At 47.0% G+C, this 23,154-nt stretch carries 24 protein-coding genes; 15 read left to right on the top strand and 9 right to left on the bottom strand.

The window, feature by feature from the left end:
* The first annotated feature begins 229 nt into the window (after positions 1-229).
* The 5 genes from NG795_RS23570 (at position 230) to NG795_RS23550 (ending at position 6,607) form a co-directional block, all read left to right on the top strand.
* Positions 230-1,807: a glycosyltransferase family 39 protein gene (locus NG795_RS23570; protein ID WP_367291061.1), complete on the top strand. Its 1,578-nt coding sequence runs from the start codon at positions 230-232 to the stop codon at positions 1,805-1,807.
* A gap of 272 nt (positions 1,808-2,079) precedes the next feature.
* Positions 2,080-3,204 (top strand): glycosyltransferase family 4 protein, encoded by a 1,125-nt coding sequence (locus tag NG795_RS23565; RefSeq protein WP_367291060.1) that lies wholly within the window; start codon positions 2,080-2,082, stop codon positions 3,202-3,204.
* A gap of 255 nt (positions 3,205-3,459) precedes the next feature.
* Positions 3,460-4,107, top strand: a complete 648-nt coding sequence (locus tag NG795_RS23560; RefSeq protein WP_367291059.1) for a class I SAM-dependent methyltransferase — start codon at positions 3,460-3,462, stop codon at positions 4,105-4,107.
* A 166-nt stretch (positions 4,108-4,273) separates the two neighbouring features.
* A complete protein-coding gene (locus NG795_RS23555) occupies positions 4,274-5,479 on the top strand; it encodes a GH39 family glycosyl hydrolase (RefSeq protein ID WP_367291058.1) in 1,206 nt (401 codons plus the stop codon).
* Positions 5,480-5,722: 243 nt separating this feature from the next.
* Positions 5,723-6,607 carry a glycosyltransferase family 2 protein gene (locus NG795_RS23550; RefSeq protein WP_367291057.1) on the top strand — a complete coding sequence of 295 codons (885 nt, stop codon included), beginning with the start codon at positions 5,723-5,725 and terminating at the stop codon, positions 6,605-6,607.
* A 288-nt stretch (positions 6,608-6,895) separates the two neighbouring features.
* On the opposite strand, the gene NG795_RS23545 is transcribed toward NG795_RS23550, so the two are convergent.
* Positions 6,896-7,651 carry a class I SAM-dependent methyltransferase gene (locus NG795_RS23545; protein WP_367291056.1) on the bottom strand — a complete coding sequence of 252 codons (756 nt, stop codon included), beginning with the start codon at positions 7,649-7,651 and terminating at the stop codon, positions 6,896-6,898.
* A gap of 465 nt (positions 7,652-8,116) precedes the next feature.
* Between NG795_RS23545 and NG795_RS23540 the strand changes: the two genes are divergently transcribed.
* The 3 genes from NG795_RS23540 (at position 8,117) to NG795_RS23530 (ending at position 11,512) form a co-directional block, all read left to right on the top strand.
* Positions 8,117-9,331 (top strand): glycosyltransferase family 4 protein, encoded by a 1,215-nt coding sequence (locus NG795_RS23540; protein ID WP_367291055.1) that lies wholly within the window; start codon positions 8,117-8,119, stop codon positions 9,329-9,331.
* A 166-nt stretch (positions 9,332-9,497) separates the two neighbouring features.
* Positions 9,498-10,568: an NAD-dependent epimerase/dehydratase family protein gene (locus NG795_RS23535; RefSeq protein ID WP_367291054.1), complete on the top strand. Its 1,071-nt coding sequence runs from the start codon at positions 9,498-9,500 to the stop codon at positions 10,566-10,568.
* Between the two features lie 137 nt (positions 10,569-10,705).
* A complete protein-coding gene (locus tag NG795_RS23530) occupies positions 10,706-11,512 on the top strand; it encodes a WecB/TagA/CpsF family glycosyltransferase (protein WP_367291053.1) in 807 nt (268 codons plus the stop codon).
* Between the two features lie 124 nt (positions 11,513-11,636).
* Here the strand turns inward: NG795_RS23530 and NG795_RS23525 are convergent, their stop codons facing one another.
* The gene (locus NG795_RS23525; RefSeq protein WP_367291052.1) at positions 11,637-11,897 is read right to left on the bottom strand and encodes a hypothetical protein; all 261 of its coding nucleotides are present in this window, start codon (positions 11,895-11,897) and stop codon (positions 11,637-11,639) included.
* Positions 11,898-12,187: 290 nt separating this feature from the next.
* Here NG795_RS23525 and NG795_RS23520 point away from each other — a divergent pair, with 290 nt between their 5' ends.
* Positions 12,188-12,643, top strand: coding sequence for a T3SS (YopN, CesT) and YbjN peptide-binding chaperone 1 (locus tag NG795_RS23520; RefSeq protein ID WP_015148900.1), 456 nt, complete (start codon positions 12,188-12,190; stop codon positions 12,641-12,643).
* A gap of 119 nt (positions 12,644-12,762) precedes the next feature.
* On the opposite strand, the gene NG795_RS23515 is transcribed toward NG795_RS23520, so the two are convergent.
* The 4 genes from NG795_RS23515 to rodA form a co-directional block, all read right to left on the bottom strand.
* Entirely contained in the window at positions 12,763-13,887 is a 1,125-nt protein-coding gene (locus tag NG795_RS23515) for a YheT family hydrolase (RefSeq protein WP_367291051.1), read from the bottom strand.
* A gap of 178 nt (positions 13,888-14,065) precedes the next feature.
* Complete coding sequence (locus NG795_RS23510) at positions 14,066-14,734, bottom strand: HAS-barrel domain-containing protein (RefSeq protein ID WP_367291050.1); 669 nt, start codon at positions 14,732-14,734, stop codon at positions 14,066-14,068.
* Positions 14,735-14,827: 93 nt separating this feature from the next.
* Positions 14,828-15,025 (bottom strand): NAD(P)H dehydrogenase subunit NdhS, encoded by a 198-nt coding sequence (locus tag NG795_RS23505; protein WP_015148897.1) that lies wholly within the window; start codon positions 15,023-15,025, stop codon positions 14,828-14,830.
* Positions 15,026-15,147: 122 nt separating this feature from the next.
* Positions 15,148-16,407 (bottom strand): rod shape-determining protein RodA, encoded by a 1,260-nt coding sequence (gene rodA / locus NG795_RS23500; protein WP_367291049.1) that lies wholly within the window; start codon positions 16,405-16,407, stop codon positions 15,148-15,150.
* A 32-nt stretch (positions 16,408-16,439) separates the two neighbouring features.
* Between rodA and NG795_RS23495 the strand changes: the two genes are divergently transcribed.
* Entirely contained in the window at positions 16,440-16,565 is a 126-nt protein-coding gene (locus NG795_RS23495; protein ID WP_367291048.1) for a hypothetical protein, read from the top strand.
* A gap of 76 nt (positions 16,566-16,641) precedes the next feature.
* On the opposite strand, the gene NG795_RS23490 is transcribed toward NG795_RS23495, so the two are convergent.
* The gene (locus NG795_RS23490; RefSeq protein ID WP_367291047.1) at positions 16,642-17,712 is read right to left on the bottom strand and encodes an Mrp/NBP35 family ATP-binding protein; all 1,071 of its coding nucleotides are present in this window, start codon (positions 17,710-17,712) and stop codon (positions 16,642-16,644) included.
* Between the two features lie 401 nt (positions 17,713-18,113).
* Here NG795_RS23490 and hemF point away from each other — a divergent pair, with 401 nt between their 5' ends.
* Complete coding sequence (gene hemF, locus NG795_RS23485; RefSeq protein WP_367291046.1) at positions 18,114-19,145, top strand: oxygen-dependent coproporphyrinogen oxidase; 1,032 nt, start codon at positions 18,114-18,116, stop codon at positions 19,143-19,145.
* A 259-nt stretch (positions 19,146-19,404) separates the two neighbouring features.
* On the top strand, positions 19,405-19,773 hold the full coding sequence (locus NG795_RS23480; protein ID WP_015148893.1) for an STAS domain-containing protein: 369 nt from the start codon (positions 19,405-19,407) through the stop codon (positions 19,771-19,773).
* A gap of 83 nt (positions 19,774-19,856) precedes the next feature.
* Here the strand turns inward: NG795_RS23480 and NG795_RS23475 are convergent, their stop codons facing one another.
* Entirely contained in the window at positions 19,857-20,492 is a 636-nt protein-coding gene (locus NG795_RS23475; RefSeq protein ID WP_367291077.1) for a chromophore lyase CpcT/CpeT, read from the bottom strand.
* Between the two features lie 173 nt (positions 20,493-20,665).
* Between NG795_RS23475 and psb29 the strand changes: the two genes are divergently transcribed.
* Positions 20,666-21,373, top strand: coding sequence for a photosystem II biogenesis protein Psp29 (psb29, locus tag NG795_RS23470; RefSeq protein WP_367291045.1), 708 nt, complete (start codon positions 20,666-20,668; stop codon positions 21,371-21,373).
* A 289-nt stretch (positions 21,374-21,662) separates the two neighbouring features.
* Here the strand turns inward: psb29 and tsaB are convergent, their stop codons facing one another.
* Complete coding sequence (gene tsaB, locus NG795_RS23465) at positions 21,663-22,307, bottom strand: tRNA (adenosine(37)-N6)-threonylcarbamoyltransferase complex dimerization subunit type 1 TsaB (RefSeq protein ID WP_367291044.1); 645 nt, start codon at positions 22,305-22,307, stop codon at positions 21,663-21,665.
* Between the two features lie 188 nt (positions 22,308-22,495).
* Between tsaB and NG795_RS23460 the strand changes: the two genes are divergently transcribed.
* The gene (locus NG795_RS23460) at positions 22,496-22,684 is read left to right on the top strand and encodes a CPXCG motif-containing cysteine-rich protein (RefSeq protein ID WP_367291043.1); all 189 of its coding nucleotides are present in this window, start codon (positions 22,496-22,498) and stop codon (positions 22,682-22,684) included.
* Positions 22,685-22,704: 20 nt separating this feature from the next.
* Positions 22,705-23,151: an SRPBCC family protein gene (locus NG795_RS23455; RefSeq protein WP_367291042.1), complete on the top strand. Its 447-nt coding sequence runs from the start codon at positions 22,705-22,707 to the stop codon at positions 23,149-23,151.
* The last annotated feature ends 3 nt before the right edge of the window (positions 23,152-23,154 follow it).

The following is a 23,154-nucleotide window of genomic DNA, read 5'->3' as shown; positions in this document are numbered from 1 at the left end:
TATTTTATCTCTTAACCCGGGTTCCCAAGGGTATTCTATCAAATTAATTTATGGTAGTCTAAGTGGGGGCATCCCTTAAACCAGAATTAACTCCTTCACTCAAGAAGCCCGAACATTATCACCCGATCGGGAATGGAGCCATTAATCTATCCAGGAGAATATTGAGTGGGCTATTTTTGGATTTTTTATAGAAACCTGACAATCCTCCCTCTAACCTATGCTTGATAAAATGAAACCTTTTTCAGCCCGGAATTTTCGCTGGCTCGTCTGTTTTATATTAATTTTAGGATTTTTTTTTAGATTCTATAATATAGATCAAAAAATTTACTGGGAAGATGAAACTTATTCTTCGTTAAGAATTTCAGGATATACGGCTGATATGGTTATATCGGAAGTTTACACAGGTGAACTCATCAGCCGGGAATTTTTACATCAAACCTATCAACCTACGCAACCAAAGAAAGACGTAAACGATGCACTTAAGGCATTAGCCAGTAGTCCAGAACATTCGCCGCTCTACTATTTGATGGCCCGCTTTTTGGTAGATAAACTGGGGCATTCTGTGACCTTGATGAGGGGTTTATCCGCTGTCATTAGCATGATGGCATTTCCTTGTATGTATTGGCTATGCCGAGAATTATTTGACAGGTCTTTGACTGGATGGGTGGCGATCGCCTTGGTGGCCGTTTCTCCCTTTCATGTTTTATACGCGCAAGAAGCACGGCAGTCTAGTTTATTTATCGTCACAATTTTACTTTCTAGCGCCGCCCTCTTGCAAGCCCTTAGACTCCAAAAATATAGAAACTGGTTGTTCTATTCTGCTACTGTAGTTGTCGGTATTTATTCACATTTACTCTTTGCATTAGTTGCCATCAGTCATGGAATTTATATCCTAATCAGAGAAAGATTTCGCATTAGTAAAATAACCATCAATTATTTGCTGGCTTCCGGTTGTAGCGTCATTGCTTTCACTCCTTGGATATGGATTGTGGCAACCAACTATCAAAAAGTTACAACAGCTACATCCTGGACATCTCAAGCGGTAAGTCTTATTTCTTTAGGGGTAAGCTGGCTAGGAAATCTAAGTCGGCTTTTTTTTGATATTAACATTAACTCAAGAGCCCCCTTACAATACCTAATCCCTTCCCTGATTCCCATTATTGGAATTGTGATTTTAGGAGTTTATTCTCTCTATTATTTAAACCGGAAAACTCAAAACAATCAGGATTGGTTTATTTTTTCCCTGATCGGGGTAACCGCCATCTTTCTAATTGTGCCTGATCTGCTTTTCGGCGGACAGCGATCTATGGTTCCGCGATACCTCATTCCTTGTTACTTAGGAATACAAATTGCGGTGGCTTACTTATTGTCAAGAAAAATGACGGAGAGTTACAAAAATCCCTTAAATCAGAAGCAGATTTGGCAGATGGTGACCTTCCTACTGATTTTAGGGGGGATAGTTTCTTGTGGGGTCAGTGCTCAATCAACAGTTTGGTGGAGTAAAGGATTTCAATCAGCACCTCAAATGGCTAGACTCATCAATCAAAATAGCGCTCCGCTTCTGATCAGTGATGAAGCGGTTGGCGGTATTTTATCTCTGACCTATCTATTGGAAGATCATGTGCAATTTCAATTAGTACAAAGACCTAATCTGCCAACAATCCCTACAGGCTTTAGCGATGTCTATTTATACAGTCAGTCTCCCATTTTACGGAATCTTCTGGCAGAAGAGGAAGGCTACAGCGTCCTGCCCATTAATAGTCGCGATGATTTTGAAGACAAGCTCTGGAAAATCGAAAAAAACTGATAGCTCTCCAGGAGTTGGAGACCCCATATAATTCGCGACACAATCAACAGGTTGATCGAGGGATTGCAGGAATGCCAGTGCATCCCAACAGCCGTAAAACCCTGTTCCATAGACCACTTGCCCGACCTCTCAACCTCCACCCTGGCATATCTACCACTGAAGGTAGGGAGGCATTATCCTAGAGAATGTGTTTTGAGAGGGAACTGAACCGACCAGATATTTCAAGGTTGTTCGTCCCTCGACTCAATTCCATCACAAAACCAAACAATACTATGGCTAAACGGGTTGCACTTTTAACCAACTTTATTCCTCCCTATCGGGAAGTCCTTTATGAGGCAATAGCTAAAAAGGTTGATGATTTCCAGGTTTTTATCTCGACGCCGATGGAACCCAATCGGCAATGGAAGCCAAATTGGGGTTCGTTGAATGTCAAGGTCCAGAAAACCCTAACGATACAACGCGCTTGGCGGCATCCACATGGATTTTCCGAGCCTGTGTATGTTCATATTCCCTATGATACGCTCTGGCTCCTGCAAAAGTATCAGCCCGATGTATTAATTTCTGGGGAGCTGGGAATGCGGAGCCTGCTTTCTCTGTTGTACCGGAAATGGTCTTCTAAGTGCCGACTAATTTTGTGGGCTACGATTTCTGAATATAGCGAGCAGGGAAGAGGAAAGCTAAGGGAACAGGTCAGAAAATTTCTTTTGCCTCAAGCTGATGCTGTACTAGTGAATGGAGAGAGTGGGGCGAGATATGTCCGAAGTTATGGTGTCGCTCCTGAAAAAATCTTTGTTGCGCCCTATACAACTGAAATCTCCCCTTTTACGGCTCTACCTTTGTCAAAAGAGGCTAACCAGGTTTACACCTTGCTTTATGTGGGTCAACTGATTGAGCGTAAGGGTCTACTTCTGTTTATATCAGCCCTTGCTCGTTGGGGTGAAGCACATCCGGACAGAACTCTAGAATTTTTGATAGTCGGAGAGGGGTCGTTGCGCTCCACCTTGGAGCAGCAAGTTTTACCCCCCAATATTTCCCTATCTTTTTTAGGAAATTTAGCTTATTCCGATTTACCCCAAGTTTATGAGCGGGGGGGGATTTTTGTTTTTCCCACTCTGGCGGATGAGTGGGGGCTGGTGGTCAATGAGGCGATGGCGGCGGGTTTGCCGGTGCTGGGCAGCTTGTACAGTCAATCTGTTGAGGAGCTGGTCAGTGATGGGGAAAACGGATGGATATTTCGCCCAGATGATTTAGAAGCAGCTTACTCAGCTTTGGAGCGTACCCTTTCAACCTCCCCAGAAGAGTTGGCTAGAATGAGGAGTGTGGCTCGCTCTCGCATCCAAAATCTGACGCCTGAGTGGGTCTCTGATGCTATACTGATGGCAATTCATTCGGTTTGACATAAAGATAGCGAGCAAGATGTGATGCAGGACGGCACCCTTCGCCGCACAGCGAAGCTATGCGCGTCAGCGCTTTACGCACTCCAAGACTTTCAGTCTTGGATCCATTGTCAAATTCATTTAGGGTCGCTATAAAGGCTAATTTGTTCCAGGATTGAGCACCTTTCGCTAATTGTTTGCCAGAACCATCGGTCAAATTACGAGAGGTGGAACATAAAGTGTGCTTAAAATTATCGGGGATGTAAAATAAAAAATATGGTGAACATTCATCAGTTATATGCTCCTTTTTTACGGCATTTTAGACGAGGTAGACTGCAAAGATTCTATGCCAGATTTGAAGTGGAAGAAGCAACCCGAGTCATAGATGTGGGGGGAGATCAATTTTTCTGGGAATTAGCGAAGGAAGAAGGCTTTCCCGTGCCACAGGTTACGGTGATAAACCTCTATGAAAACTCGACAACACTCCCGGAGAATATATCGTGGGTGGTTGCCGATGGTAAAAACATACCGTTTGAAGATTCGGCGTTTGATATTGCCTTTAGTAATTCGGTGATTGAACATTTAGAAACCTGGGAGAACCAAGTTCAATTTGCCTCGGAAATTCAAAGAGTCGCCCCCAATTTTTTCGTCCAAACTCCGAGTTATAATTTTCCTGTAGAGCCTCATTTTTTAACGCCGTTTATACATTGGTTGCCCAAGTCAATTCAGCATAAAGTAGTCCGTAATTTTACGGTTTGGGGTCTAGTGACTCGTCCTACAGCGGAATATTGCAAGAATATGGTCTCGGAGCTACGACTGTTGACACAGAAGGAAATGGCTATTTTATTTCCTGACTCGAATTTAGAGATAGAACAATCATTGGGATTAGAAAAATCATTGCTGGCAATTGGAAAAAGAAAATGATTAAGGGTGGAAAACTTTATTTTTGAACTGAGGGTGTAACCCCTGGGCTTGCATTGAGAGTAAAACAGGAGAATGGACATTGAAGCAACCGAAACCCCACCTTCTTATATTTGTAGTTTTACTCATTTTGTCCTTAACCACAGCAGTGAGTTTGAGTAGTTTGAAGATGGACGTTCAGGTCGAGATCCAAGCCCCAACTCAGCCCATCCCGGCCAGCTTGTTTGGAAACCATATCCACCATGTAGCTACGACTCCTACCTATGTCACGGACCCACCCATTTCGACCCTCACTCCTTGGCCTATTGTTCCTTTTTACAGTTGGCGCTTGATGGCGGCTTATGTGGAGTGGTTTGAGTTGGAGCCTAAAAAAGGGGAATGGAATTTTAATATTTTAGACAAGTCGGTGGCTCTAGCTGAGGAAAAGGGGGTAGAACTTCTGCTCAATTTGAGCCTGACACCAAGGTGGGCTTCTGCCCGACCTCAAGAACCTTCGATCTATGCTACGGGAACCGCAGCCGAACCGAAAAATATAGAGGACTGGCGTAATTATGTCCGCACCGTCGCCACCCGCTATAAAGGGCGTATTCACTACTATGAACTCTGGAATGAACCTAATTTGGAGGGGTTTTATACGGGCAGTCTGGAGACAATGTTAACCCTATGTGAAGAAGCTTATCGAATTCTGAAAGAGGTAGATTCCTCGATCACGGTAGTTTCTCCTCCGCCTACAGATGGAGAGCATGGCGTCGAGTGGTTGAATCAATACTTGGCAGGGGGTGGGGGGGCTTATGCGGATGTAATTGGCTTTCATTTCTATGTACCTTTTCTCCCTCCGGAAACAATGGTTCCCCTGATTCAACAAGTCCAAACGACTATGGCAAAGTATGGTGTGGGTGATAAGCCATTATGGAATACAGAAACAGGATGGTTAGGTATTGCACCTTTTTCTGACGAGTGGGGCGCGGCGGGGTTTGTGGCGCGATCGTATATTCTAAATTGGGCCGCGGGAGTGGCTCGGTTGTATTGGTATGTTTGGGATCATCAAGGTATTTATTTGCGGTTAACTCAGCCCGATCGCACCACTCCCACTCTGGCTGGAATTGCTTATGGGGAGCTGCAAAACTGGCTGGTGGGAGCGCAGATGAACGACTGTGAAGCAAAACAGATGATTTGGACTTGTGAGCTAACCCGCGATCGCGACTATAAAGCTTGGATTGTCTGGAATACGGATGGCCCCTCCCGCTTTCAGGTACCGGAAGAGTGGGGGGTCCAGCAGGTGCGGAATTTAGCGGGTGAACAACAGTTGCTCAGGAGAAATCGGGTAGAAATTGGCCCTGCCCCGTTATTATTAGAACATCAGTTGTCACCTTAAGTTGACACTCCTGGGTAGTGCGTTGTCCTTCCGGCAAGCTTACAGAAGTTTTTTTAGGAAAATTCTTTAATTTAACATCTTTAAAAGATTACAACGTAACGGCGCAGAAGAACATTGATTAGCAAGTCGCATTTTAGACAATATCCCTCGGTACGGGTTCGAGTGGATGGCCATTAAAAGATTAGAACTTGTTACGAGTTCCTGCGCGATCACCGCTGACAAGCCTAAGTAAGGATGATAGAAATGGAACCTCAAACCATCGCCGTGATTATGACCTGCTACAACCGTCGAGAGAAAACTTTAGAGAGTCTCGCTGGACTGTTCACGCAGAAACTACCACCCGAAGTAATACTAACCATTTATTTGGTCGATGATGGGAGTACCGACGGCACTTCAGAAGTGGTTCAAGAACAGTATCCTAACGTCAATCTGCTTAAGGGTAATGGGAGCTTATTTTGGAATGGGGGAATGCGGCGTGCTTTTGCAGAGGCGATCGCCTCTGATCCGGAGTTCTATCTTTGGCTCAATGATGATACGGTACTTTACCCAGATGCGATCACTAAAGCTATCTCAACTTATCAACTTTTACAAGCGCAAGGGGAATTACTCTGCGTGGTCATCGGTTCTACTTGCGATCCCCAAACCCATCTGCTGACCTATGGTGGCATGGTTAAAAAAAATTGGTGGCATCCCCTTAAATTCAAATTACGTCCACCAGAGGATAAACCCCTCCGTTGTGATACCATGAACGGAAATTTCGTATTAATTCCCCGAGATATTGGGGCAAAGGTCGGTAATCTTGATCCCAATTTTGTTCATAGTACGGGGGATATGGACTATGGTTTACGAGTGAAGCAAAATGGGGGTTCAGTCTGGATTGTTCCCGGTTATATCGGCACTTGCCCGGTTAATTCCCTTGCGGGAGATTGCTGGGCGGATCCAAAACTCCAGGTATGGGAACGATTGAAAAAGGTTAACCAGCCGAAAGGATTACCCCTGGGAGAATGGAAAGTTTTTGCCCAACGTCATGCAGGCATTTTCTGGCCAGTTTTTTGGTTGCTGCCTTATTTCCGACTGCTGTTAGCGAGTGCTTTCGGGGGCAAGATGTCTAGTCATATCAATCACTGAACGGGGTGAGTTGCAAAAATCGGGTAAATGCCGATTCAATTTGGTAGGGGATTTCTGAAAAAATCTCAGGTATTATTAATGCAATGACATGAGTCACTAGATGGACTGAAATCAACTCACCACCCCTAGTTCATAAAAAAAACTGTCATTCCCGTGCATCGGAAATCAGTTATTTTTAATTAATAATTAAACTGGGGTTTCATGAAGCTAAACTACTAACCCTGAGTCTTTTATTATTTAATTTGCCCTAGATTGAATCAGCATCAGCACTGGTGTCAATTCCGATTTTTAGGAGTTGAAAAGGAAGTAGGTCAAGTGAGAATTGAGGTCGATCCCATACAATAATTTATCGAGGGTTTTTAGGACAGGAGAACGATTGGGGATTATCCAGGGGAGATAGAATCGCTGGAATTCAGAAAAACCGGCTATTTGAAAACAAGAATTCAGTGATTTAGAACTAAAAAAGTGAAGATGGGTTGGCTCTTGGTACGCTTCTGATTTTTTAGGGAATAGTCGAGCTTTTAAACCATCGGCACAGGGAGTTGTGACAAAAATTATGCCTTTATCAGTTAAGCGACTCTTTGCCTCCTTAAGGACAGAAACCGGAGATTTAAGATGTTCAATAACTTCTATCATTAATATCAAATCAAATCGAATATCTGGAGGGATGTCCTGGGTGGTGGGATAATTTACTAATCCGCGTTGATCGAGAATTTTACGAGCTGAACTGCTTAGTTCAACACAGGTTACATCAAATTTGCGATCGCTGAATGTCTGGGCAATGTGTCCTTCTCCACAACCTAAATCCAGAACTTTTGCCTGAGTATTTAGATACCCCTGGGTTAATAAATAATCTATCATTTCCAGGTTTCGCTGCCGATAAATCGAGAAGTCATCTGCTCCGGAGTAATCCATGACCCCTCCTCGGGGTAATGACTCGGTATTAAACTTATGTTTGCAGGAGCTATTTAAACATTGATTAACTTGGGCATATTGGGTGTTGAAGACCGGCTTAGATTCGCTGTGGCATAAAGGGCACTTCATAGTTACTCCGTGGTTTGAAGTCGTGATGCTAATGGAACAAGAGAAAACTCTATTCTACATCTATTATAAGAATTGCTGTGAGCCATATAAGATAAGGCGTCACTTAGATAAGCAGTTCGTAGGGGCCAGATACATGAGTGACAAAACCAGAATGAACACGACTATAACACAGCAAAAAAAATTGTCAAGTTCACTGACTGATGGAATGCTTGATAGGATACGACTAGAAATATTTGAGTCAATCAGACCGATCGCAGTGGAGGGCCACTGATGATGTTAATATTTTCTTCAGTTTTTGTTCCGAACCATCCATTCTCTATCCTAGGCGTTAAAATCGAGAGTGTCCTCTCACCCTTGCCAGTTCACCCGTCTATATCGATTGTCCCCAACAGCCTGTCTATCCCAGGTTCCTAGACCGTATAGATCTTAGCTTATTCTGTAATTTTTTGGAAAAGGAAACCCGAAATGCCCGAGTCTTCTTTAAAACTCCTGTACACCATTACAGCCTATCCTCCAGCAATTGGCGGCGCTCAACTTCATACCCATAAAATTGTTTCAACTTTAGCTCAAACCAATCAGGTTCGAGTCATTACGCACTGGACCGAGAATCGAACCGATTGGTTATTAGGAACAACTTTAAAAGCGCCGGAAAAAGTTAAGGAATATGAAATTGATGGGGTAGATGTTAAACAAATTACCTTGACTCCGGCTGAACGAAAGTCCTTGATTCCTTATATAGCTGGGTATTATGGGATTAAGAAAACTGCCATTGCCAAAATTTCTAAGGTTTTGTTACCTAAACTCGAACAGTATGCCGAGAAACCTGAAATTATTCACAATGTCAGGATGGGGAGAGAGGGGCTAAGTTATGCCTCCTGGCAACTGGCACAAAAGTTAAATATTCCCTTTGTATTCGTCCCATTACATCATCCTCGCTGGGTGGGATGGTTGTACCGAGAGTACATTAATCTTTACCGGCAAGCGGATGCAGTGATTGCTTTAACTCAGGTCGAAAAACAAACGTTAATCGAACTCGGAGTAAAGGAAGAGAATATATTTGTGACGGGAATTGGTCCTTTATTAGCATCCGATGGCGATGGTGATCGCTTCAGAAATAAATATTCCATCGGTTCCCATCCTATCCTCTTATTCCTGGGGCAAAAGTATGAGTATAAAGGGATTGAAGCCTTTATTAAATCGGCTGAATCTGTTTGGAAAAAATTTCCAGAAACTCGTTTTGTTGCCATTGGTCCCCAGACTAAATTTTCGGAAAAATTCTTTGCAGAAGTTAACGATCACCGCATTTTAGAACTGGACAAAGTTAGTTTAGAAGAAAAAACCGACGCTTTGGCGGCTTGCGATTTACTTTGTGTCCCTTCTATGCAAGAAAGTTTTGGGGGAGTTTATACGGAAGCATGGATGATGAAAAAACCAGTAATTGGGGGAAATATTCCTGCTATTCGGGATGTCATTGATGAGGGAATTAATGGATTTTTAGTCGAACAAAATCCCAGCCAAATTGCTGATAAAATTATAGAACTCTTGAACAACCCATCCCTATGCACTGAAATGGGTGAAGCCGGATGTCAGAAAGTTTTGGAACATTACACTTGGGAAAAATTAGCCGAAAAAACCAAGTCTGTCTATACTCAAGTTTTGCACCGTTCGAGTGGCAATTAAGCCTAGACTTGGAAAATTAGCGATCGCCCCTAGAATAAATTAGGCAGAAGAAGCCCTGGGTAACCGGGTGACGAGTATCCCGCACCTCCCTATAATCTAGGGTGGAATAAGCGCCAGCAACACCACTGGCCGATCGCCTAAAAACTCAACACAGCAGGAGAACAGAATGTCTGTAGTTATCGTAACAGGATCCGGCGGATTGATTGGTTCCGAGGCTGCCCTGTTTTATGGAAAAGCCGGTTACAAAGTCATCGGGATTGACAATGATATGCGTCAATACTTCTTTGGACAGGAAGCCTCTACCAGTTGGAACCGAGAACGAATCAGCAAAGAACTCGGGGCTCAGTACGAACATAACGAAGTTGATATCCGCAATCCCGAAGCCATTAATGGGATTTTTTCTAAGTACAAATCAGATATCGCCCTGATTGTCCATACGGCAGCGCAACCCTCCCATGATTGGGCGGCGAAGGAACCTTTTACGGATTTCTCGATTAATGCCAATGGAACCCTGGTTTTGCTAGAGGCAACCCGGCAGTTTTGTCCCGAGGCGGTGTTTGCCCATTGTTCCACCAATAAGGTGTATGGCGATCGCCCCAATACTTTACCCCTGGTTGAACAAGAAACTCGCTGGGAACTGGACCCCTCTCACCCCTACCAAAACGGGATCCCCGAAGACATGAGCATTGACCAAAGTATGCATTCTCTGTTTGGGGCCTCGAAAGCTGCCGGAGATCTGTTGGTCCAAGAGTATGGGCGCTATTTTAATATTAAAAGTGCGGTGTTTCGGGGTGGAGTCCTCAGTGGACCCCAACATTCTGGGGCTCAATTGCATGGGTTCCCCTCTTATTTGATGAGATGCGCCATGACAGGGACGCCTTACACCGTGATCGGCTATAAAGGCAAACAAGTCCGCGATGTCATCCACTGTACTGATGTCATCCTGGCGATGGACACCTTTTTCAAAAAACCTCGGACTGCTGAAGTGTACAACTTGGGTGGGGGTCGCGAGAGTAATACCTCGGTTATGGAAGGGATCCAAATGTGTGAGGAGATTACCGGCAAGAAGATGGAAACCAGCTACACTGAGACCAACCGCATGGGGGATCATATCTGGTATATCAGCGATTTAAGTAAGTTCAAATCCCACTATCCCGAGTGGAAATTAAGCTATCCTAGTGTCAGAGATATTTTTCAAGAAATCTACGACTTTAACCAGTCTCGTTGGCAGGGTTAGTCTGGGATTATTGGGACTGAAGCGTTAAAATCTGAGAAAATCTTTTCAGGGTCTTCTACTAAAAAAATTAGCAATTAGCCTCCGCGCTAATTGCTAGGGATTAAAACTTACCGATTTCTTACTATGAGGTGATTGGGGTGATTAATCGAGGGAAATACCCGGTACTCGGGGTTGAAATATCGGCTATTGATTATGAATATGGGGTGGAAGCGATTATTAATGCAGCGAAGGCGCGATCGCCTCTAGCAATGACTGCTTTGGCGGTTCATGGGGTGATGACAGGTTTTTCAGATCCCGTTCATCGTCGCCGCTTAAATGCATTTGACTTGGTAACCCCCGATGGACAGCCAGTTCGGTGGGCGCTTAACTGGATTCATGGGATTAAGCTACCCGATCGCGTCTATGGTCCCACCTTAACTTTAAAGGTCCTAGAAGCGGCTGCAATGGAAGGATTGCCGGTGTATTTTTACGGCAGCAAACAGGAAACCTTGGACCTCTTATTGGAGAAATTACCGATTAAGTTTCCCGGGTTAAAAGTTGTAGGTGCAGAACCCTCTAAATTTCGCCGCTTAACTCCCGAAGAAAAGGAGGAAGTGGTTAATCGGATCAACAATAGCGGTGCAACCATTACCTTTGTCGGGTTAGGTTGTCCTCGTCAAGAAGTTTGGGTTTATGAGTATCACAATCATTTATCCATGCCCTTGATGGCAGTCGGTGCCGCGTTTGATTTTCATGCGGGGACCGTATCTCAGGCACCGCCTTGGATGCAGAAACGGGGACTGGAATGGTTCTACCGATTGATTCAGGAACCGGGACGGTTGTGGAAGCGCTATTTGTTACTGAATCCGATGTATTTGACCTTTACCTTTTTACAAATGTTATCCATTTCTAAGCAGCCGGTTTTGAAACCAACGGGAATGGAACCGGAAGAGTCTTATGGGTAAGCCATGAATGAGGTGATGGCAGGTTTCAATCTGCTGTTAACGGAACAAAGCCCGCCTTTAAGCGGGCTATTTTATTGGAATCATAGATCGCCCAATCTCTTCTAAACTTGCCACCCCCTTCCCCCTATTTCGCCGCCGAGTTCGCCTCAGAATATTGCCACCCTTGACTGACTTCTAAGGGCAGAATTTTTAAACCATTGAGTACAAATCCTCGGTACGTCACCCCCTGGGAGGGGTGCCACTCATAGATCGCTTCGCTGCCTTCGAGATACTCAATTTCGCTCATCACCTGGTATTTGTGGCTTTCACTCTGGGAAAAAAGCATCACAGGGGTTTCTTCTCCAGCAGGGGCAATCAGTTTGTGGGTGGGAGCAAATGTACTCATGGTTAAAGCCTCGATGAAAACTTGAATTAAAGTAGGGAGATTCAGTGATTTCCCGGTTGACTTGTTGTATTATCAGCGGATTTTGAACGGTCCTGTGCGATCGCCATCCTCCAACCCAAGTGAAATACTTTACCCTACTCCTGTGATTGCGATCGCATCCGCTGTTTTTCACCCCGATACTCCAGTTATTCCATCATTAAAGGTGGCTTCATCCTAAAAACTGAGTCACCCAACCTGGGAAGATAAGACAAAGCACTCAATAGCGACTCTAACTAAGAAGGAGAATCCAAATGCAATTTCAAACCTCAGCACAAGAAGCCTGTTATCACAAAGTCGCCCTCTGGATGCAAGAATTGTTTGGCAAATTTCCCTGTGCTCGCCAAGATATCCCCGGATTGGGGCTATTTATGGGTTCCGCCCTGGTGGAAGTCCTGATTTTACCCTGGGGAGAAGAGGACTCCGTAATCAATACCCGCGCCTATGTGGTGACGGAGGCGGAACTGACTGCGGATCTGATGCGCTTTCTCCTAGAACAGAATAGCAATATGATTTTCGGGGCTTTTGGCATCGATGGGAAGGGTGATATCCTGTTTGAGCATAGTATTGTGGGATCCACTTGCGATAAAAAAGAACTGGAATCCTCGGTGAATGCAGTTTTGGAAGTCTCCGACGAGTACGATGACCAATTGGTAGAACGATGGGGCGGCAAACGTGCCCTCGATCGCATCTGCGGTAACTCTAACTAGGGCATCAGTTCCCTAGCGGTTGGAAACCCGGTTTCTGTAGAAAATTTATCCCCATTCGGACCAAATCTGCGCCAGAAACCGGGTTTCTTGTCCCTTATTTTGAAGAGGGGACCGACGCCCTAACCCTTGGTAACCCCGGATAAACTCGGGTTGAGGGCCGATCGCCCCTGAGTGATTGTCTCAGCGCATCCCTCCCCTTGGCGATCGCACCAGTCTAAGACGCGATTCCACCCCCACCAGCGATCGCTATCTCCGGCTTTTTTCTGGGTAGCTAAATTACTGACATAGCCCACATGACCCCCATACCGAGTTAGCAAAAGCTCGATCGCCGAGTTACTGTCGCAAATTTCCTTTAACTCGGGCACAATCGCCGGATGAAACATCGGGTCATCTGCCGCATACAAAATCAAGGTGGGTTTGGTGAACTCCGGCAGAATTCCCAGGGGACTGCTGGCGGCGTAATACTCCTCGACTGAGGCAAACCCGAGGCGGGAAATCACCAATTCATGGTCAAATCCCCAAATGCTATTAGCGCGGGCGATCGCCTCGGGGTCAATGTCATTCGGATGCCTCTGATGCAGTTTCCAGGCGAGTTTCTTCAACTCCTTGGCGATCGCCTTCTCCAAATACTTCCCAAAGGGTTGTTTCACTAAATAAGACAGGGACCGATTAGAATCCAGGTTTGGACAAATCACCGCCCCACCCCCTAGTTCCGAGGGGTCCAAATCTAAATCTTTTCCCCAATCGGCGATCGACTGGGCCGCTTTGACTCCCCATAGCGCCAATTGTCCCCCGAGGGAATATCCGAGAAACCAGAAAGGTCCTGGACATCCCATTGATTTAGCTTTTGCCGCAATCCTGACAAAATCTTCCCCCTCATACAGTCCATCGGAAGTCAGGGTGGGAGATAATTCAGCGGTTTTGCCATGAGCACGCCAGTCAAAGAAGACGACTGCATAACCTCGGGCAAAGGCTTTCCGTCCCAGAACTCTCAGAAACCACTGTTGGGGAAGTTCTCCCGTGATGCCATAGGTGGCAACAATGGTTCCGCGAGGGCGATCGGGAATGGCCACCCAGCCATAAATGGGGACTCCTCCTGCGCCAGTAAAGTGGGTTTCCTGATAGGGGGGTTCGGGGTCGGCGATCGCCTGTTCCCACTCTCGACTTGCGACTAAGGCAGTATGCAGGGTCATGGCCAGCCCATTTTTTAAGAACAAGGGCGGATCGTAGTCGGGATAAAACATAAATCGGTTTAACTATCGAGAGGTTTGTTGAGAAGGCGCAGTGCGACTCTCGCCATTAACCGCAAGAGGAGTCTGCTTCTCGATTTTAACCAATTTGTAACAAAATGTAACGAAGTTTTAATCCAAATACCCGCACCCTTCAGGGTGCGTTACAAACTCACCCATCCTGGAAATTTATCTAGGGATGAATTTGACTTAAAATTAGGCGGAGGCGATCGTAATCATCCTTGAGTAAAACGCTCAGAGTGCGTCCGGCTTGGACTAACCAATCGCGATCGGCACCGCGTAATTGATACACCTCGCGAATGGCTGCGGCAGTCAGGGCGTCTACGGGTGCACCGGGAACTTGTAAGAGGGTGCGGAGAAAATCAAATTGTTGGGTAAAGTGAACAATTTCTGAGGGTTGACAGCGATAGACGGCTTGGTGAATTTGCGGGGGACGGGGGGGAATATATTGATAGACAACTCCTGTGGGACGGCGTGATCCATTTGGGTTGTCAATGTGGGGACAAAACCCGGCGATCGCAGCCCGAAACTCGGTTTTAAGCATGGCAAAAATCTGGGGTTGCTGTTCCCTTAAACCTTCTAAAGACAAACCCAGCGCCCTAGCCCGATGTACCGAATCAATTGGACTGGTCGTGGCAAAATAAACCACCCCATAAATCTGATTTCCTGACTCTTCATCCAAAGATTTCACCCAGCTACCAAAGGGCGGCATTAAAGGAAAATTTAACTCTTCTGGGTCTAAACATTGGGCTAAAAATTCCGTTGTTGCCGTTTCAATCACCTCAGCAATATGGTCCGGGTGACGATGTTCATGGGCAAATTGCGGTAAAGGTAGACGCATAATTACTTAAAGTTTAAAATATCTTTAATGGGAGAAAAAATACAGGGTTGAAGAGTCAAATCTCATCAACCCTGAACGATGATTTAGCGTCAACTATTTGCTTTTTTTGCGCCCTGCAGTGGCATCTACAGGTTCAAGTTCCGAGAGGCGAAAGGTGACTAATTTATCCCAATTTCCACCTTCAAACAGGACAGCCGCCCTACCATCGGTGAGGCGTTGCACTTGTCCTTGAAAGTCGTAGTAAGTATCATCGGGATTTTTAACACGAACAGCCGATCCAGGCAAAATCATAATGTTTTCCAGATGCTTAGAGTTAAGGGATTCTGCTGACGACTCAGGGAAACTGAGTCCTCATCCGTTATGGTGAATGGTTTTGGAGTCATTCGTCAAGGGTTCGCCAAAATCACCGGATCCTAAAACTTTTTCTTCGTTTTTTCCCGATGATAGGCGACAGATTCAACCAAACCCAGGGCAATAAAATTGGTCAGCAAGGCGGAGCGACCGTAACTCAGCCAAGGGAGGGGAATCCCCGTCACCGGCGCGAGTCCAATGGTCATGCCAATATTCACCACCACCTGAAACACAATCATCGATAAAACCCCGATCGCCAACAATCCGCCAAAGGTATCTTTCGCATTTTGGGCAACCAAGACTAGGCGCAGGCAAATGAACCAAAAGGACAGGAGGATCACCATCGACCCGATAAATCCAAATTCTTCGCCAATGGCGGAGAAGATGAAGTCAGTATGTTGTTCCGGGATAAAGTTAAGCTGGGTTTGGGTTCCATTATAAAGTCCCCGCCCATGCAGTCCCCCAGATCCAATGGCGATCCGAGATTGGATCAGGTGATATCCAGCCCCGAGGGGGTCTTTTTCCGGGGTGAGGAAGGTGGTCAATCGTTCTTTTTGATAATCTTTGAGGATGTTCCATAATAGGCTCCCGATTCGACCCACAATCAGGTTCATCACCACCGTTCCCAACGCCCCTAAAAAAGGCCAGGGTAAGGTACGCCAGCCAATTAAAGCCATTAAGCCAGTCCAAGCAAACCATCCTGGTAAATAAAGGCTAAACAGAAACGTGGCTACGAGGGGGGATATCATGAGGATGATCCAACCCGGATTGGTGTTGCCCCAATACAGCATTCCCAGGGTAATCACTCCAAAGACTAGGGAGGTCCCTAAATCGGGTTGGATGAAGACTAAGCCCCAAGGTACCGCAGTAATTGCTAGGGTTTTGAACATAGAACCCAGAGTATCGGGGGGCCGTTCATGCAAGAGTGCCGCTAGGGTAATAATCATCCCTATTTTGGCAAATTCTGACGGTTGAATGTTAAATCCACCGATGGTAATCCAACGCTGTGCACCCAGAGCAGTGGTCCCAATAAACATAACCGCTAGTAGGGATATATTGGTCACACCATAAATCACCCACTTTAATTGAATCAGGCTATCGTAGGGCCATCGCGCTAAACTCACAGCCAAAAGCAGTCCAATTCCTCCCACCAACCAGTGTTGCCACCAGTCGGTCCACCCGAGGTGGAGTTCGGTACTGCGGATCATAATCCCGCCAAATATAGTTAAGGCGACCGGCAAGATCAATAAGGGCCCGTCAAACTCTAGCCAGGGTTGTACCCAGGCTCTCCAACGCGATCGACTTACGGACTTTTGAAACATATTTCAAGGGGGTAATGGGGGAGGTGGGTTTTATGTCTTATGTCTTATGTCATTGGTTGATGGGGCGGATGGGGGAGATGGGGGAGATGGGGGAGATGTTTGGTGTCGTAACGACTGAAGTCGTTTCCTCTCCCATCTATCCCTATGATGACCACTGACATAAGACATCAGACATCAGACCAGTGAAATAAGACCAACAACAGGGGAGATGGGGTTGGTTTGTTCTATCTACGCTTAGGCTAGGGCTACGACAGACACTTTACCGGCAATTCGGTTGGCAATTTCCCTCAGAGCTTTGGCGGAGGGGGAATCTGGGGCAGAAATGGCGATCGGGACGCCGTTATCCCCGCCCTCGCGCAGGGGAATTTCTAAGGGGACGCACCCTAATAAGGGAACCCCCAGTTCATCGGCGGTTTTTTGTCCCCCTCCCGAGCCAAAGATATCGTATTTTTTGTCGGGCATATCGGGCGGGATGAAATAGCTCATATTTTCGACAATTCCTAGGACCGGCACGTTTAATTGTTGGAACATTTTTAACCCTTTCCGGGAATCCAACAAGGCGACGGTTTGGGGGGTGGTGACAATCACGACTCCTGCCATTGGGACGGATTGAGCCATTGTTAGTTGGGCATCGCCGGTTCCGGGAGGCATATCTACGATCAGGTAGTCGAGTTCTCCCCAATCAACTTGATAGAGAAACTGCCGAATCACGCCGTTTAACATGGGACCGCGCCAGACGACGGGTTGGTCCTTGTCGATTAAAAAGGCCATTGAGACTAATTTCACGCCGTGATTAAAGGCTGGTTCGAGGACATCTCCTTGGGGACCTTGGCGGACCATGACTTGAGCATCGCCGAGTCCGAGCATGGTGGGGTCGTTGGGACCATAGATATCGGCATCGAGGAGTCCGACTTTGGCCCCGGATTGGGCGAGGGAAACGGCAACGTTAACGGCGATCGTGCTTTTGCCGACGCCGCCTTTGCCACTGGAGATGGCGAGGATATTTTTAACTCCGGCGATGCCTTGGCGATCGGGGAGGGATTTCTGTTGCGGAGTTTCAGCGGTAACTTCGATGCTGACTTCTTCGACTCCGGGTAAGGTGCGGACGGCTTTTTGGCAGTCTTCGACGATAAATTCTCGCAAGGGACAGGCGGGGGTGGTCAGGACTAAGGTAAAGCTGACGTTGCCTTGGTCAATTTTGACGTTGCGAATCATGTTCAGGTCTACCAAGCTCTTTTGGAGTTCGGGGTCTTGCACGGGTTGCAAGACTTCTAAGACAGCTTGGGACGTTAGGGGTTGAGTCATTGGTTTGCCTGTTTCTCCTCTCTCGGACGGATCAGGCAGACAGTCGTTATTTTAGGGGAAGGTCGGGGTTGAGTTTTGGCTCGTTGAGTGGCTGTGGTTTCCCGGTTGGGAAGGCGCAATTACTGCCCGATCGCCTGGGTTGTTTGCTTCCCCTAGAACGAGTTGCCTGCTGAAACACTAGGTGTTTTCCTAATGTATCTTTTTTTGTAGTAATATGTAGAATTTTTAAAGGCAGTGGATAAGGGCAGAGATTAAGATAGGATTTTTCCAAGAGTCGGTCAGCTTGATCGAGAGAAGGGCTAAAGATTTCATCAAGGGTGCGATCGCGTTATCCACCGCTGAGATTTCGATCGCTCTTGACAGGCAGATCTCTATCCCGCAGCAGAAAATAATTTGACATTATGACAGTTTCTTCGACTTTTGAGGCCACCTCTACTCAGAATTTGCCACCGGATGACTCGAAAGAACGAGTCAGTCAGTTTATGCAGTCGCTACAAGATGAAATTTGTCAAGGGTTGGCAGAACTCGATGGCCTTGGCACATTTAAAGAAGATTCTTGGGACCGCCCGGAAGGGGGCGGGGGCCGTTCTCGGGTGATGCGCGAGGGCAACATCTTTGAACAAGGGGGCGTGAATTTTTCTGAAGTGTGGGGCGATCATCTGCCGCCTTCTATTTTAAAACAACGTCCCGAGGCTGAAGGCCATCGCTTCTATGCCACGGGGACTTCGATGGTGTTGCACCCCCGCAATCCTTACGTTCCCACGGTTCATTTAAACTATCGATATTTTGAAGCAGGGCCGGTGTGGTGGTTTGGAGGCGGGGCCGATTTGACGCCTTATTATCCATTTGCTGAAGATGCGGCCCATTTTCACAAAACCTTGAAAGCAACTTGCGATCGCCACCATGATGAGTATTACAAGGTTTTCAAACTCTGGTGTGATGAATATTTTTACCTGAAGCATCGCGACGAAACCCGAGGGGTGGGTGGCCTGTTTTTCGACTACCAAGATGGTCAAAGCGAACTCTATCGCGGCCCAGACCCCACAGGACCCGCAGCGGAATATAGTCGCCAAATTGGCACCCCTCCCCAGCGCAGTTGGGAAGCGTTGTTTGCCTTTGCTCAAGATTGCGGGCGATCGTTTTTACCCGCTTATCGGCCCATTGTTGAGCGTCGTTCGGGCATGGAATATAGCGATCGCGAACGCAATTTCCAACTGTATCGCCGGGGACGGTATGTCGAATTTAACCTGGTGTACGATCGCGGCACGATTTTTGGACTCCAGACCAATGGGCGCACCGAGTCGATTTTAATGTCTCTGCCGCCTTTGGTTCGTTGGGAATACTGCTATCAACCAGAACCGAACACCCCAGAAGCGGAACTCTACGAAACCTTTTTGAAACCGCAAAATTGGGCGGAGTGGACGGGTAATTAAAGGCAACACCTGGCGGGGGTTTAAACCCCCGCCTAACAGATTAAGTCGGTTGAAACCGACTGAAAGTCTTAGGGGCTAACGTTTTTAGTCGGTTTTTAACCGACTTTAGCTATGAGGCCGCCAATCGTTTGAACCCCCGCTGTGCTATTTTTCTAGCAGCCAGTTTGGCTAATTTCGGTCAAGCTCAATCGGGGCAATGGCTCCGATTTTGCTAAACTACGAAAGCGAGGTAGGCAACTAGCGTATTGAGGGAGGGCCTGTGATTCATATCGAGCAAAAAACCCATACGACCCAGGATGGAACAACGGTGATTGTATTGGCCCCAACGGGTCGCCTAGACATTACCACCGCGTGGCAATTTCGCCTCAAATTACAGGAGTGCATTTCTAAACTGAGTCGTCATATTGTCGTTAATTTAGGGCAGGTTAACTTTATTGATAGTTCTGGTCTGACGTCGCTAGTAGCAGGGATGCGAGATGCGGACAAGGTTAAAGGCAGTTTCCGTATTTGTAACGTGCATCCAGAGGCCAAATTGGTTTTTGAAGTCACGATGATGGATTCAGTCTTTGAAATCTACGAAACCGAAGAAGAAGCGCTGGAAGCAGGACCCCGGAGCATGGCGACTTAATGCGGGAAGGGGATTGGAGAAACGGGCCGGACAATTTCTGACTAGGTTTGGCATCCCCGGCACTTCTCAACGCTCTGCGGCTTTCATCTTACGAGTCCGACGAGTTCCCCGGAAAAATCGTGACGCTTGGTGAAGTGGAATGGCCCTAACACGGCCCCCCACAAGGCTTTTCCCGTATTGGGGTCGATGCCTTTGTCAAAGCTGAATAGTTCAGTCGGGGATGCCTCGAAACCGAGTTCCACTTGGCGAGTTTCTCCTTGATAGGGAAAGCAGCATCTTGCTCCCGAGGGCAAGGATGCAGCAAAATGATAGGTCCCGTCAGTTAAGCATTTCTGGCTGACGGTGAGGGTACATCCGGGCAAGAGTTCTACTTGTGCCGGATTTAGCTGTTTGAGGAGATGGGGTTGGCGACCAGCCCCCCGGAATTGATTCGGGTCTTTGAGCATGAAATACTGCACTTCTAACTGGGGTGGACTGTCACCTTGGGGAAGTTGTCGCAGTTGCATGATTCGAGGCCGATAGGGGCGATCGAGATGGAGAATATTAGCTTGTTCGGCAAATAGGGTCAGACTGGGTTCAGGAAATAATTGGACTGGAACCGGACGCTGCCAGAGGTGCAGATGGACATACCATGCCGGGTCAGCGATCGCCTGTTCTCGATTATCAAATTCCCCCGCTAAGTATTGCCCCAGGGCGATTAACTCCGATGTCAGGGTCATCTTTAATTTAAAAATTGCAAAGTTTTCATGAAAAATCCCACCGGAACTCTCCGGTTGATTTTGCATTTTAAAGCATGGTGGGCCAGATCCCTAGGGCGATCCCCCGGATGTTGGTTGGCAAAAGTGCGTTTACGAGAGAAAATGAAAGGAAGTTCTCCTTAAAAACGCACCCCGTGAATAACGTCCGCACCGTATCAGATACCAAGCGAGCCTTCTATACCATTCACACCCGTCCGATTAACTCGATTTATCGACGGGTCGTCGAAGAATTGATGGTGGAAATGCACTTGCTGTCGGTGAATGTGGATTTTAATTATGACCCCATTTATGCCCTCGGAGTCGTAACCACCTTTGACCGATTTATGCAAGGATATCGACCTGAAGAGGATAAAATTTCGATTTTTAATGGCATCTGCAAGGGGTTAGAAGCTGATCCCCAGAAGTATCGGCAAGATGCCCAATGGTTAGAGGAAATAGCCAGTCGCCATTCTGGTGAGGAAATGGTGGCGTTACTCAGTCGTTCCCCCCGGCCCGAAATGGAAGGAGATTTCCAAGGTCTCCTCGGGGCGATCGCCGCTAAACCCAACTTTAAGTACAGCCGGTTGTTTGCCGTGGGTCTGTTTACCCTTCTCGAACAAGCTGACTTAGAACTGGTGAAAAACGAAAAATCCCGTCAAGATGCGGTTCAGAGCATCTGTACTGCGCTGAATCTGCCTCCAGATAAACTCTCTAAAGACCTCGACCTCTACCGAAGCAATTTAGAGAAAATGATTCAAGCGCGCAGTGTCATGGATGACATTTTAGCGGCAGACCGCAAAAAACGCGAAGACCGGGCGAAGCAGAAAGGGGCAGCAACTGTACCTCCTGGTTCTCCAGAGTAAGAAATAACGGCCCTGGCCCCGCACCCTCAAGGGTGGGGCTCTACAAACAAAGCCTGTCCCGCAGCTCCGTCGAAGGGCCCGTGCTTCGACCCTTCGACTAGCTCAGGGTTCCCCAGAGCCCGGCGCGGGCTAAATTTATAGTATGAAAAATTAAAATAAACTGGACAAGAAACCGGGGTTCTCGCCCAAATTGTTGCGAATTGCCCCAGGTTTTTGACAGAACCCCGGTTTCTAACCTCGGCTATACCGATAAAGCTGCAACAGGCGGTTTTGTTGTTGCCGATCGCCTTTACTGGTCCACTGGATGCTGTCCATAAAAGGGCAGGGCCTCGGAACTGCGCGGGCGTTTCCCCTGTTGCCATTCCAAATGGGCGAGTTCCAAAAGACTGGACACCGTAGACCCTAAATTTTCTGGGACTTGGATGAGTTGATAGGGACGATCGCAAGCAGCGAGAGTCTCTTCCCATTGTTGTGGAGTCAGAACGGTATCTGCCAGCAGGGGAAGGGCGGCGGTGGGTGTGATTTCATAAATGGCGGTGAACAGCTGACCCCGTTGGGCGGGCATTTGCAGGGCGATCGCCCTCGGTTGGTGGTCCGTCTGATGGCGAGTTTGGGACCAGGCGACTGCCGCTAAACTAGAAATGGCAAATAAGGGAATAGAGAGTTGCTGGGCGAGAATTCGGGCGGTGACGACGCCAATCCGGGTCCCGGTAAAGCTACCCGGTCCTTTGGCAACGGCAAGAAAGGCGAAATCCTGCCAAGTCTGAGGGGAGATAAACTCGGCAAGATAGGAATGCAGGTGGGTGGCAAGCGATCGCCCCATCTCCCAGGTTTGGCAGCGGTGGGTTTCCGCAAAATTGCTCAACGCTAGACCCAGTTCGGGACTGCTAGTATGGAAGGCGATCGCGTAAGGGTTAGAGTCCAATGGCACCATCAGAAAACTATTGAGGATGATCTCCTTAGAGTACAGCAGTTGCCGGGGAAAAATAAAGCCCATCAGAAAAGCGATCGCTCATATAGACTGCATCTCTGGCAAAATTTGGGGTGCATCTCTATCCGAACTGAATTAAATAATTGATGTTAACATTAAATCATTCATGATTTTTATGACAATCCCACTTTATGCAAACTACAGCCGAATATTATTGTGCTTATTGTGGCGAAGATAATGTAATTTTTGTGGATTTGAGTGCAGGAAGTTATCAGACTTATGTCGAAGATTGTCAAATTTGCTGCCAACCGAATGTTTTATACTTGCAGATCGATGAAGACACCCTAGATGTTGAAATCAGCAGCGAACCCGAAAGTTAACTAAAAAACACCCGTGATTTATGCTACATTTCAAGTATTCTAGTCTAATTAATGCTCCCGTAGAAGTGGTCTGGAACTTTCATGAAAGACCGGATATTTTACAACAGCTAACTCCCCCTTGGCAGCCGGTGGAAATTGTCCGTCGGGAAGGGGGTTTAGAAGTGGGGGCGATTTCCGAGTTTAAAATTTTTTTAGGCCCGATTCCTGTACCTTGGCTGGCGCGGCATACAGTTTGTGAACCCTATCAATTGTTTATTGATGAACAAGTGGAAGGACCGATGGAGCAATGGATTCATCGTCATGAATTTATCGCGGAAAATGGGAAAACTCGGTTAATTGATGCGATCGATTATGCCATACCCGGTGGGTGGGTTCCTGATTTGATGTTGGGGTGGTTTGTAGATGCACGTCTGCGGGATATGTTTCGCTATCGCCATGAGGTGACTCAACGAGAGTGCAGCCTTTAGTCT

This window comes from Laspinema palackyanum D2c (genome assembly GCF_025370875.1).
In the GTDB taxonomy this organism is placed as follows: Bacteria; Cyanobacteriota; Cyanobacteriia; order Cyanobacteriales; family Laspinemataceae; genus Laspinema; species Laspinema palackyanum.
Note: the sequence above shows the minus strand (reverse complement) of the source record. Positions and strands in the feature narration are given on the sequence as shown.